This window comes from Mycobacterium sp. TH-M25 (assembly GCF_057473665.1).
The window spans coordinates 1-2,754 of sequence record NZ_JBYCLA010000400.1 but is presented as its reverse complement, the minus strand read 5'-3'; the positions used below and the strand labels follow the sequence as shown (position 1 = coordinate 2,754).

Here is a 2,754-nt window from a genome sequence, read left to right as displayed (position 1 = left end):
GCACACCTGCCTCAGACCGGATTGGGTGGTCCGGTCCTAACGAGAGCGATTTCGGATGGCGGTTGAGCCGGTTGCCAGTGGCTGGCTCTGCTGGATGCGACGCGCTGGGCAATCCGCGCCGTGTGATCGGAAAACCGCCGGTAGCACACCGCTAACGAGATGACGTCAACCGCGACGGCTAGCCCGTCCTTCCATCGCTCGCCGATCAGCACGGCGACCAGTCGGCGGTGTACATCTGCCATGGCGTCGACATCGTGGGAGGTCGATTCCGCCAGCTCGCAATCCCCGGACAGCGCCATGTCGTGCACGACGCGAGCCATCTGCACTGCCAACGCGCCCATCTCGGCGATGGATTCACGCGCTTCTTCCGGCACCACGTGATCCGGATGTCGTCGTCGGGCGATCTGAGCGATCTCCCTGATCAGTTCGTCCATCCGTTCGCTGTCAGCGACGATCTTGACCGCGTCGACCACCGCGGCCAGATCCGTCGCGGCCAGATCCGTCGCGGCCCGTGTCTGCATCGACAGCAATGAGAAGGTGGTCTCCTGCGCACTGGATCTCATCGCCGCGTCCTCGTCGTACCCGGCGATCAGGGCATCCGCGACGCCGAGATCGGCCTCCAGTACCGCGTGCGTGGCGTCATGCATCGCCTGACTCGCGATGGCGCACATCTCGGCGAGCTGCGCCGCAAACGTCCCGAGCTGATACTCGAATGCGTTCATCGTCGCGCACCTCAGCTGCCGAAGCCCTGACGCGCCGAAGCTCCGGCCATTTGCGCGCCACCGACGCCCAGGCGGCCGGCGGCGAAGTCCACGCCCTGGCCGATCGAGCTTGCGTCGTCGGCATAGGTGCTGTGCGCGGCGAAGTTCAACCCGTCCGAGCAGACCGGGTCTTCGAGTACGCACACCCTGATGGCCTTGTCCTCATACAACGGACCGATGACGACCTGCGGCTGGCCGAGGAAGTTCATGGCGCGTACGTTCGGCGTGCCGTACAGCACCACCGCGGCGACATGGTTGGCGATGCCCGGATCAAGGGGCTTGGGAAGGGTCGCGCGATCGACGTCGTCGGGGATCGAGTCCGGAACAGCCGGCGAGGTGACGAAGCCCATCACCGCTGCACCCTGGGAGTAACCACCGAGCACCATCTTGGTGTTGGGACAACTGTTCGCCATCGAAACGATATGAGCACCGGCGTCTCTGATGCCGTCGAGGCCGGTGGACCACTGATCACTCGCGGGATAGTTGACCGGGTACACGTCCATCGAACGCCCGCCTAACCGCGACCGCAGGGCATCGACGAACGCCTGGCCTGTCGCGCCGACGCCCGGCGGCTCACCGGTACCCCGAGCGAACACCACCTGGGTGTCCGGACACCGTTGAGCCGATGCGGTGGGGGCGCCAACACCGAAACTACCGAGGCTCAAGGCCGCCAGCACCCCGAGAACAAATGAACGAGAATTTACACGTGAAGTCATGCAGCTGTTATTCCCCTCTGAATCATGTTACAAACTAGAACTTTTCGGTTGATCTGAAGTAGACAGCCGTTGACCGACTCTGTCATACACAAAGCAGGGCAGGCCGACTTTGGCCCAGCCACAACATGATCGAGTTTTGTCGTCCGGTCGACGTCGATCTCCCCGCAACGGCTTCGTCGTGACGACCTGGTTGAGCGCCGTGCTCACAGCGCTGCTACTAAGCCGGTAGCGTTCCTCCTATCCCCTTGTCCGAGAGTGGGTTTGCTTACTTACGAGGCGTTCGATCCGCCGGTCCCCAACGTGTGTTGCATGTCCGGTTTCATGGCGTTCAGCTGAGCCCCCCAGTAGCCCCAGCTGTGCACGCCATTCTGGTCGATGTTGAACGTCGCATTGTGACCCCCGGCCGCGTCGTAGGCGTCTTTGAAGGCCAGGTTGCTCTGCAGCACGGTCTGCTCGATGACCTGACCCGGAAGACTGCCCTCGCCGATTTCCGAGGCCGTGCCGTTGCCGCTGTAGATCCACAGCCGAGTGTTGTTGGCCGCCAACCGTCCGGCCTGCACGGTGGGGTCGTTGCGCTGCCAACCGGGACCGCCGTCAGGCCCCCACATGTCCTCGGGGTTGAAGCCGCCCTCGTCGTTCATCGCCAACTTGATCAGCATGGGCCCGTTACCACTGGACGGCGTCAGGTAGGCCGACAGTGACGCGGCGTAGGCGAACTGCCCCGGGTGATACGCGGCCAGGATCAACGCCGACGACCCCGACATGGACACCCCTACCACGGCGTTCCGTGTCGACCGCACACCCTTGCTCGACAGGTAGCCAGGCAGCTCGTTGGTCAAAAACGTTTCCCACTTGTAGGTTTCGCCATTCGCCGGGCCATACCAGTCCGAGTAGAAGCTGGAGTGACCGCCGACCGGCGCCACCACCGACATGCCTGAGCCGGCGTATGAGTCGAAGGCATTGGTTTCGATATCCCAGCCATTGCGGTCGTCGCGGGCACGAAGACCGTCGAGCAGGTACACCGCCGCTGCGCCGCCACGCTGGAATTCGACGGTGATGTTGTGACCCATCGACGGCGAAGGTACCTGCAGAAATTCCGGCGCAGCCGCTTTTGCCTGCGGCGGAGTCGGTAACATCCAGGCCATTCCGGGCAGTACCACGGCACCGATCGCGGCGATCATCAGGCTCCGCGCCCCGCGAAAGTTGTACCCGGCCATACTGACTCCTCTGGATAAATTGCGACGCTCGTGCGCATATGCCCACAGAAAGGCCGCTGC

The 2,754-nt window shown here is 63.5% G+C and carries 3 protein-coding genes; all 3 read right to left on the bottom strand.

Going from position 1 to position 2,754, the window contains the following annotated elements; translation table 11 throughout:
- Window positions 1-11 precede the first annotated feature (11 nt).
- The 3 genes from AC2VOU_RS13450 to AC2VOU_RS13440 all read right to left on the bottom strand — a co-directional run bounded on the left by AC2VOU_RS13450 (window position 12) and on the right by AC2VOU_RS13440 (window position 2,694).
- Window positions 12-722, bottom strand: a complete 711-nt coding sequence (locus tag AC2VOU_RS13450) for a phosphate signaling complex PhoU family protein (RefSeq protein ID WP_486957831.1) — start codon at window positions 720-722, stop codon at window positions 12-14.
- An 11-nt stretch (window positions 723-733) separates the two neighbouring features.
- Window positions 734-1,477: a cutinase family protein gene (locus AC2VOU_RS13445; RefSeq protein WP_486957830.1), complete on the bottom strand. Its 744-nt coding sequence runs from the start codon at window positions 1,475-1,477 to the stop codon at window positions 734-736.
- 269 nt (window positions 1,478-1,746) lie between these two features.
- The gene (locus AC2VOU_RS13440) at window positions 1,747-2,694 is read right to left on the bottom strand and encodes an esterase family protein (RefSeq protein WP_486957829.1); all 948 of its coding nucleotides are present in this window, start codon (window positions 2,692-2,694) and stop codon (window positions 1,747-1,749) included.
- Window positions 2,695-2,754: the final 60 nt, after the last annotated feature.